The organism is Streptomyces otsuchiensis, assembly GCF_004305975.1.
In the GTDB taxonomy this organism is placed as follows: Bacteria; Actinomycetota; Actinomycetes; order Streptomycetales; family Streptomycetaceae; genus Streptomyces; species Streptomyces otsuchiensis.
Map to the genome: position 1 here is coordinate 1 of NZ_BHZI01000253.1, position 8,416 is coordinate 8,416.

The 8,416-nt window shown below is 74.2% G+C and carries 1 protein-coding gene and 2 pseudogenes; all 3 read right to left on the bottom strand.

Annotated features, from left to right (window positions below; all coding sequences use genetic code 11):
• Positions 1-1,376 (bottom strand): type I polyketide synthase (locus E0D90_RS20640; RefSeq protein WP_174856236.1); only part of this gene is annotated, 1,376 nt, incomplete at its 3' end.
• A gap of 287 nt (positions 1,377-1,663) precedes the next feature.
• A pseudogene (locus E0D90_RS28640) lies at positions 1,664-2,089 on the bottom strand (acyl carrier protein); the annotation flags it as partial.
• A 72-nt stretch (positions 2,090-2,161) separates the two neighbouring features.
• A pseudogene (locus tag E0D90_RS20645) lies at positions 2,162-8,401 on the bottom strand (SDR family NAD(P)-dependent oxidoreductase); the annotation flags it as partial.
• Positions 8,402-8,416 lie beyond the last annotated feature (15 nt).

Below are 8,416 nucleotides of genomic sequence, written 5' to 3' on the forward strand. Positions count from 1 at the left end.
ACCTCCGCGGACTCCTCCGCCGGAACAGCCTCAAGCACCACATGCGCATTGGTACCGCTGACACCGAACGACGAGACCCCGGCCCGACGGGGCCGGCCGGTCTCCGGCCAGGGGCGTGCCTCGGTCACCAGCTCCACCGCACCCGCCGACCAGTCCACCTGAGGGGTGGGCTCGTCGACATGCAGCGTCCCCGGGAGTACGCCCCGGCGGATCGCCTCCACCATCTTGATCACACCCGCCACCCCGGCGGCGGCCTGGGTGTGCCCGATGTTCGACTTGATGGAGCCCAGGTACAGCGGCTCCGTCCGCTCCTGACCGTAGGTCGCCAGCAACGCCTGCGCCTCGATCGGATCACCCAGGGTCGTACCGGTGCCGTGTGCCTCGACCGCGTCGACCTCGGACGGCAGGAGAGCCGCGCTCTCCAGGGCCTGGCGGATGACCCGCTGTTGGGCGGGTCCGTTGGGGGCCGTGAGGCCGCTGGACGCGCCGTCCTGGTTGACCGCGCTGCCGCGCACCACAGCCAGCACCCGGTGCCCGTTGCGCCGGGCGTCCGACAGCCGCTCCACCAGGAGCACACCGACACCCTCGCCCCAGCCGGTGCCGTCGGCGGCGGCGGCGAAGGACTTGCAGCGGCCGTCGGCGGCACTGCCCTCTTCCAGGCCGAACCCCGCGAACATCATCGGCCCGGACATGACCGTGACCCCACCGACCAGCGCGAGTTCGCACTCGCCGCCGCGCAGCGCCTGCGCGGCGAGGTGCAGTGCCACCAAGGACGACGAGCACGCCGTGTCCACGGTGACCGCCGGGCCCTGCAGTCCGAAGGTGTAGGCGACACGGCCGGACAGGACGCTGCCGGCGTTGGCGGTGCCAAGGTAGCCGTCGAGCGCTTCGGGATCGACCACCGACGGATAGTCGTGGTACATCACGCCGGCGAAGACGCCGGTGCGTCCACCGCGCAGGGTGCGTACGTCGATGCCTGCCCGCTCGAACGCCTCCCAGGACGCCTCCAGGAGCTGCCGCTGCTGCGGGTCGGTGGCGGCGGCTTCGCGCGGGCTGATGCCGAACAGGCCGGCGTCGAAGTCACCGACGTCGTGGACGAATCCGCCGCGTGGCGCGGCGGACGTCAGGGCCGGGTCCCAGCCCCGGTCCGTGGGCAGCGGACCGAGCGCGTCGGTGCCGGACTCGACCAGGTTCCACAGGTCTTCCGGAGAGCGGACGCCGCCGGGGTAACGGCAGGCCATGCCGATCACCGCGATCGGTTCGCGGGACTCGTCCTCCAGTTCGCGCACGCGGCGGTTGGCGTCGCGCAGTTCCGTCGTGGCTCGCTTCAGGTAGGCGAGCAGTTTCTCCTGCTGCTCCGGGTCCGTGTCGCTCATGGTGTGCTGTTCGCGTCCTCTCACTGCGTGTCGAACTCGGTGTCGAGCAGGTCGAAGACCTCATCGATGGAGGCGGAGTCCAGGTTCTCTTCCCGCCTGGGCTGCTCGCTCTTGCAGCGGTCGGCCAGCGCCCGCAGCCGGGCCGCCACCCGGGCGCGGCCCTCCTCGTCGCCGTCCACCCGCGCCAGGTCGACTTCCAGACGGGCCAGTTCGGCCAGCAGCCGGTCGGCCTCCCGTACCGGCTCGGGAGCCAGTTCACCGCGGAGATAGCGGGCCAGTTCGGTGCAGTTGGGGTGATCGAACACCAGCGTGGCGGGCAGTCGCAGCCCGGTCGCGGCGGCCAGCCGGTTGCGCAGTTCGACACCGGTCAGGGAGTCCAGACCGAGTTCCAGGAAGCCCCGGTCGACATCGATACTCGCGCCGGTGGCGAAGCCGAGGGTGGCGGCCACCTGGCCGCGGACCAGGTCGAGCACGACTCGCCGCTGGTCGGACTCGGGCACCCCGGAGAGCGCGGCCCGCAAGGCCGCGGGGTCTCCCGAGCCGGCGTCCGTCCGCTGCTTCTGGCGGGGAACCAGCGTCCTGAACAGCGGGGGCACCAGGTCGCGCCCCCGCAGGGCCGCGGGCCGGAAGGCCATCGGCACCACCAGCGGGCGGTCCGCGGCACAGCCTGCCGAGAAGGCGGCCATGCCGTCCTCCGTGGTGAGCGTGCTCATGCCGGAGCGCGTCACCCGGAGCACGTCGGCCTCGGTGAGTGTCCCGGTCAGTCCGGTGCGTTCGGCCCATGGGCCCCAGGCCAGCGACACGGCGGGCAGCCCCAGGCGGCGGCGGTGCGCGGCGAAGGCGTCCAGGAACACGTTGGCGGCCGCGTAGTTGGCCTGCCCCGCGCCGCCGACTACACCGGCGGCGGAGGAGAACAGCGCGAACGCCGTGAGTTCCGCGTCCCGGGTCAGCTCGTGCAGGTTGACCGCGCCTCGCACCTTGGGCCCGAGCACACGCGCGACGCTCTGGTCCGTCATCTGGGTGAGTACGCCGTCGTCGAGGACGGCGGCGGTGTGGACCACGGCGGTCAGCGGGTGTTCCGCGGGGATCCGGGCGAGGGTGGCGGCGAGTGCCTCGCGGTCGGCGACATCGCAGGCGGCCACCCTTGCCCGGGCCCCGAGGTCGTCGAGTTCGGCGACCAGTTCGTCGGCGCCGGGCGCGGCCGGGCCGCTGCGGCTGAGCAGCAGCAGGTGCCGCACGCCGTGGTGTCGCACCAGGTGCCGGGCGAGGGCGCTGCCGAGGGTGCCGGTGGCGCCGGTGACGAGCACCGTGCCGTCTTCCGTCTCCAGGCCGGTGCGCGGCGCCGGTCCCGGTTCGTCGGTACGTCCTTCGGGTGCGGGCATCCGGGCCAGTCGGGGCGCGAGGACCAGCCCGCCGCGTACGGCGACCTCGGTCTCCCCCGCTTCCAGTGCGGCGACGACGGCCCGGTGCAGCAGCGCCGGGTCCGGCTCGGCCGCCGGGTCGAGGTCGACCAGCAGGAAGTGGCCGGGGTGCTCTGCCTGCGCGGAGCGCGTCAGGCCGCGCACGGGGGCGTTGACCAGGTCCGCCAGGTCGTCGTCGCTTGTGGCGACAGCGCCTCGGGTGACCAGCACCAGGGGCTGTCCGGCGTGCTGTTCGTCGGCGACCCGGTCACGGATCAGTCCGAGAGCCCGGGTGACGGCCTCCTCCACAGCACCGGCCGTGTCGGATCCGGCGGCGGGTTCGACGAACGGCACGAGGACGACGTCGGCCTCGTCGGGCTTGGTCTCCCCGAACGCCCCGTCGAGCCAGGCGTCGTCCCCGAGCAGCGCGAGACGGCCGGAAGCGGCGGCGGGGAGCGGTACCTCGGTCCCCCAGTCCACGTGCAGCAGCGTGTCGGCCAGATTGTGCCGGACAGCCGCCAGTTCGGCGCCTGCCGGCCGTGCCACCAGGGCTCCCACCCCGCCGAGCGGAGTTCCGGTGTCGTCGAAGAGTTCGAGGCCGATGCCGTCCTCGGACTCGGTGAGCCGTACGCGCAGTGTCTGCGCGCCGGTGGCGGGCAGTGTCACCTCCCGCCACATGAAGGGGAGGGCGGCGGTACGTCCGGCGTCGGCCTCGGCGCCGTCGCGCAGGCGGCGCAGCAGGCCGATGCCGTGCAGAGCCGAGTCGAAGAGCGCCGGGTGGAGCAGGAAGCCCTTGTCGGACACCTCGTCGGACAGACGCACCTCGGCGAAGAGTTCGTCACCGCGGTGCCAGGCTCCGGTGAGCGCCCGGAAGGCGGGGCCGTAGGCGTAGCCGGCGTCGGCGATGGCCTCGTAGAAGCCGGTGAGTTCGACCGGTTCGGTGCCCGGCGGTGGCCAGGCGGTGAGCGACCGGGCGGCAGCCGCGACGGCGGCGGGCGCGTCGGCGGCGGGCGCGAGGGTGCCGGTGGCGTGCCGGACCCACGGGGCGTCCTCGACGTCGGCGTCACGTGCGTGCACGGACACCTCCCGGCTGCCGCTCTCGCCGGGAGCGCCGACCGTGACCTGCATCTCCACGGCGTGGTTCTCGCCCAGCACCAGTGGTGCGCCCAGGGCGAGTTCCTCCAGTACGGGGGCCGCTACCCGGGCGCCGGCGTGCAGGGCCATCTCCACGAAGGCGGTGCCCGGCAGCAGGACGGTGCCGAGAACGGCGTGGTCGGCCAGCCAGGGGTGGGTGCGCAGGGACAGCCGCCCGGTGAACACGGTGCTCGCGCCGTCGGCGAGCGTCAGCGTGGCGGTCAGCAGCGGGTGGCCGGTACTGCTCAGACCTGCCGCGCCGAGGTCGCCGACGCCCGGCGAGGCGGTGTCGAGCCAGTACCGCTCCCGGTGGAAGGCGTACACCGGCAGCGGAACGGTCCGCACCGGCAACTCGGCGAGAGGCGTGGTGAGATCGGCCGTGCCGCCGTGGGTGTGGAGTTCGGCGACGGAGAGGAGGAAGCGTTCCATGCCGCCGTGGTCGCGGCGGAGCGTGCCGAGGACGGTGACCTCTCCCGGGGAGAGGTCGGGGATGTCGTCGAGGATCTCGCCGAGCGAGGGCGCGAGGACCGGGTGCGGGCCGATCTCCACCAGGAACCGGGCACCCTGCTCCACCAGACCCCGCACGCCCCGGTCCAGGTCGACGGGGGTGGAGAGGTTCCGCTGCCAGTAGGCGGCGTCGAGGTGTTCGCCGTCCGTCCGCTCCCCCGTGACCGTGGAGTGGAAGGGGATGCCGCCCGTCCTGGGGCTGAGGCCGGTGAGCAGTTCCGCCAGCTCGCGGGCCATCGGCTCCACCTGGGCGCAGTGGGAGGAGAACTCCACCCGGATGCGCTTCGCGCGGACGCCGTCCTTCTCGCACTCGGCGAGGAAGTCGCCCAGTGCCTCGCGTTCGCCGGCGACGACCGTCCAGGCGGGACTGTTGATCCCGGCCAGGGAGAGCCGCGTGCCCCACGGCTTCAGCAGCTCGCGGGTCCTCTCGGCCGGCAGGGCCACGGACGCCATGCCACCGAGGCCGGCCAGCGGGAGAAGCACCTTGCCGCGCAGGGCGATGACCCGGGCGGCCTCGGCGCGCGTGAGGGCACCGGAGACGTAGGCGGCGGCGATCTCGCCCTGCGAGTGGCCGAGGACCATGTCGGGTTCGACGCCGTGGGCCCGCCAGAGCGCGACGAGCGCCGCGGTCACGGCGAACAGCACGACCGGTGCCACATCGACCCGGTCCAGTGGCGGGGCGCCCTCGGCGCCGCGCAGGGCGTCGATCAGCGACCAGTCCAGGTGGCGGGCGAACTCCTCGCCGCAGGCGTACAGCTCGGCGGCGAAGACCTCGGAGGTCGCCATCAGCTCGACGGCCATGCCCTCCCACTGTCCGCCCTGCCCGGGGAAGACGAAGGCGACCTTTCCGGGTCGCTCGACGCCCTGGACCAGATGCGGCGCGGCCTCGCCCCGGGCGAGGGCGCCGAGCGCGGCCCGGCGGTCGGCGTCGTCGGCGGCGACCACGGCGGCGCGGTGTCCGAGCAGGGCTCGGGTGGCGGTCAGCGAGTGGGCGATGTCGGCGGGGTGGGCTGCGGGGGCGGCGTCCAGGTGTTCGAGGAGCCGCTGGGCCTGGCCCCGCAGCGCTTCCGCGCTCCGGGCGGACAGCAGCCAGGGTGCCACCACGCCGTCGAGCTCGGGAGCACGGTCGAGCTGGGGAGCCCGGTCGGCCTCGGGGGTCCGCTCGGACGTGGCGGTCCGGTCCGCCTCGGGGGCGCGCTCGGGGCCCTGGGCGGGCGCCGGCTCCGGCACGTACTGCTCCAGCACCAGGTGGGCGTTGGTGCCGCTGCCGCCGAAGGAGGACACGGCGGCCCGCCGGGGGCGCCCGTCGATGTCGGGCCAGGGGGTGGTCTCCGTCAGCAGTTCGACCGCGCCCGTCGACCAGTCGACGTGCGGGGTCGGTGCGTCGATGTGCAGCGTTCCGGGCAGGACCCCCTCGCGCAGCGACATCACGGTCTTGATGACGCCGCCGACGCCTGCCGCCGACTGGGTGTGGCCGATGTTGGACTTCACCGAGCCGAGCCACAGCGGCCGGTCCTCGGGGCGGTTCTGGCCGTAGGTCGCCAGGATCGCCTGGGCCTCGATGGGGTCACCGAGGGTGGTGCCCGTGCCGTGCGCCTCGACGGTGTCGACGTCGGCGGCTTCCAGCCGGGAGTTGGCCAGTGCCTGGCGGATGACCTTCTGCTGGGCGCGGCCGCTGGGGGCGGTCAGGCCGTTGGAGGCGCCGTCCTGGTTGACGGCGGTGCCGCGGATCAGCGCGAGGACGGGATGTCCCTTGCGCAGCGCGTCGGAGAGTCGCTCCACCAGGATCATGCCGACCCCCTCGCCCCAGCCGGTGCCGTCGGCCGCCGCGGCGAACGGCTTGCACCGGCCGTCGGCGGCGAGGCCGCGCTGGCGGCTGAACTCCGTGAAGGAGGCAGGGGTGGCCAGGACGGCGGCGCCGCCCGCGACCGCCATGTCGCACTCGTTGTTCCGCAGCGCCTGGCAGGCGAGGTGGATGGCCACGGCGGAGGACGAGCAGGCCGTGTCGACGGTCGCGGCGGGCCCTTCGAGGCCGAAGGTGTAGGAGATACGGCCGGACGCGGCGGCGGTACCGGTGCCGGCGAGGAAGAAGCCCTCGGCCTCGTTGCCCGGCTGCTGGGCCCCGATGCCGTATCCGACGAACGAGGTGCCGACGAAGACGCCCGTCTGGCTGCCGCGCAGGGACGAGGGGTCGATCGTGGCCCGTTCCATCGCCTCCCAGGTCGCCTCCAGCAGCAGCCGCTGCTGCGGGTCGGTGGCCACCGCCTCGCGGGGGCTGATCCCGAAGAGGGAGGCGTCGAAGTGGGAGGCGTCCGCGAGGAAGCCGCCCTCCCTGGCGTAGGAGGTGCCGGGGTTGTCGGGGTCGGGGTCGTAGAGGTTCTCCACGTCCCAGCCGCGGTCCTGCGGGAAGGGCCCCATGGCGTCGGTGCCCTCCAGCACGAGCCGCCACAGGTCCTCGGGCGAGTCCACGCCGCCGGCGTACCGGCAGCTCATGCCGATCACGGCCAGCGGCTCGTCCTCCGCTCCGCCGACGGCCCGGGCCGCGGTGCCCTCGGCCGGGTCCTGCTCGCCGAGCACCTCGACGAGCAGGTGGTCCGCCAGGTCGGCGGGGGTCGGGTGGTCGAACACCAGGGTCGGCGGCAACTTGCGGCCGGTGGCGGCCTGCAGGCGGTTACGCACGTCGACGGCCATCAGGGAGTCGAAGCCCATGTCCCGGAAGGCACGGCCGGCCTCGATCGCGGTGGAGTCGGCGTAGCCGAGCGCGGCCGCGGCGTGCTCCCGTACGAGATCGAGCAGGTGCTTGGTCCGCTGCGGCCCGGTCAGCTCGACCAGGTGGTCGTACAGTTCGTCGGCTTCGCGGGGGTCGTCGCCCGGGGTGTCAGGCGTCGCGAGCGCCGCCTGGGCCTCGGGGATGTCCATGATCAGCGGACGGGCGCGGGCCGCCGTGTAGCCGGGCGCGAAGCGTGCCCAGTCGATGTCGGCGACGGTCAGGCAGGTCTCGTCGGCGTCCAGCGCCTGGTCGAGCGCTTCGAGGGCGAGGCGCGGGTCCATGGCGTGCAGCCCGCGCCGGCCGAGTTCCGCGGCGGCCTGCCCGTCGTCGGCCATGCCGCCCTCGGCCCAGCCGCCCCAGGCGACGGCGGTGGCAGCCAGCCCCCGGGCGCGGCGGTCCTGGGCCAACGCGTCGAGTACGGCGTTGCCCGCCGCGTAGGCGGCCTGGCCCGCGCCGCCCCAGACGCCCGCGCCGGAGGAGAAGAGCACGAGGGCGCCGATGTCACCGGCCAGTTCGTCCAGGTGCCGGGCGCCCTCGGTCTTGGCCGCGGTCACCGCGGCGAGTTCGGTCTCCTCGCAGTCGGCAAGCGCGGTCGCCTGCGCCACACCGGCGGCGTGGATCACCGTGTCGGCGGGGTGCTCGGCGAGCAGCGCGGCGACCTGGTCCCGATCGGTGACGTCGCACGCGGCGACGATCGTCTCGACGCCTCGCGCGGTGAGTTCGGCGGCCAGCTCCCGGGCGCCGGGGGCGTCCGGGCCACGGCGACCGGTGAGGACGAGCTTGCGCGCGCCCCGGGCGGCCATGTGGTGGGCGAGGTGGCGTCCGACGCCGCCGGTACCTCCGGTGATCAGCACGGTGGAACCGGGCTGCCAGGACCGGACCGGTGTGCTCTGCGCGGCCCGGACCATGCGGCGGACGAAGACTCCGGCGGGACGGAGGGCGAACTGTTCCTCCGTGCCCGAGTCGCCGAACTCCCCGGGCTGCTGCCCGAGCAGCCGCAGCAGCTTGTTCAGGACCCGGTCGTCCGGCTGCTCCGGCAGGTCGACGATGCCGCCCCAGCAGTCGGGCCGCTCCAGACCGGCCACCAGGCCCAGCCCCCAGGTGGCGGCCTGGGCCACGTCCCGTACCGGGTCCGTGCGGCCGACGGAGACGGCGCCGCTGGTGACGAGGTGGATCGGGAGCGGGGTCGGGCGGGCGGTGACGGTGCGCAGCAGGGCGAGGTTGTTCGC